Origin of the sequence: Niastella vici, from assembly GCF_002077945.1 — a bacterium.
GTDB classification, from domain to species: Bacteria; Bacteroidota; Bacteroidia; order Chitinophagales; family Chitinophagaceae; genus Niastella; species Niastella vici.
This window is the reverse complement of record NZ_LVYD01000011.1, coordinates 1-768: the sequence shown is the minus strand read 5'-3', so window position 1 is coordinate 768 and position 768 is coordinate 1. Positions and strand designations below refer to the sequence as shown.

The following is a 768-nucleotide window of genomic DNA, read 5'->3' as shown; positions in this document are numbered from 1 at the left end:
TTATTGCCTATCAGCAGATTATAACACATAGAGGTAACCGCTAGGTAAAGAAGAGGTAACCACGCCCTGTAAGCCATCTCAAAATTCAGGGCTGTTTTCACCATGTATACATATACAACTATACGTGAATTCAAATTAACGCGACAATAACGCCTAAAGCGGAGAAAAGGGAGTCTGAACGAGTTTAAACGAGTTTGAACGGGTACTTACGAGGTTTTGGGAGTAAACGCGAATAGCCCTGTTTTTTACAACCGTATGTTTGTTGTGGAAATCGGAACCAGTGGATATACCGGTTACACACAGGGCCGGTTTCCGTTAGTAAACCCAATTGTTCACTTTTAAAATTTATGCTTTATGGCACATGTAAAACAAGGGCCTCTTGGCAAGGTTTCCGGAAAAATTGGGAACGTCAGTTTCTCAACCTGGAAAGAAAAAACCGTTGTAAAGGAGCGTCCATCCAAATCGAAAAAGCCCGCTTCACAAAAACAGCTGGAGCAAAGGCTTAAAATGGCAACAGCCAATCAGTTCATGCGTACCATCAAAGAAGTGATAACCCGGGGTTATCGCGACTTAACGGTCAAAATGACCGGGTACAATGCAGCGGTAAGGAACCTGCTTAAAAATGCGCTCAACGGCAATTATCCTGACTATAGCATTGACTACAGCCAGGTGCTTATTTGCCGCGGCGAAATCAGGCAGCTCTTCAAACCTGTTGCGTCATCTGCCAAAGCTGATACCGTTACGTTCACCTGGACCACCGCCAGTGGT

1 protein-coding gene is annotated in these 768 nt (G+C 44.5%); it reads left to right on the top strand.

All coding sequences use genetic code 11. From position 1 onward, the window contains the following. Positions 1-354: 354 nt before the first annotated feature. The coding region (locus tag A3860_RS05495; RefSeq protein ID WP_216823391.1) for a DUF6266 family protein at positions 355-768 on the top strand (414 nt) is incomplete at its 3' end.